Annotated in this window: 1 pseudogene; it reads right to left on the reverse strand. The window is 73.2% G+C overall.

From position 1 onward, the window contains the following. Positions 1-9: 9 nt before the first annotated feature. Positions 10-228, reverse strand: a pseudogene (locus KVT39_RS37730) (MarR family transcriptional regulator); the annotation flags it as partial.

Consider the following 228-nt stretch of genomic DNA (forward strand, 5'->3'; position numbering starts at 1 on the left):
CCGCGCGCATCAGCAGTCCGGTTCGTCGGGCTTCGGGCAACCGGTCGTGCCGGGCCCGCTGGCGATGAAGCGCTGCAACAGGCCGGTGAGCGTCGCGAGTTCGTCGGCCGAGAAACCGTCGAGCTGCGCGTTGTGCGCGGTCGCGATCAGCGACGGCAGCGCGCGGGCCGCATCGGCGCCGCGCTCGGTCCGCGTCAGCTCGATCATCCGGCGGTCCTGCTCGCTGCG

It is taken from the genome of Burkholderia sp. GbtcB21 (assembly GCF_019091065.1).
Lineage (GTDB): Bacteria > Pseudomonadota > Gammaproteobacteria > Burkholderiales > Burkholderiaceae > Burkholderia > Burkholderia pyrrocinia_C.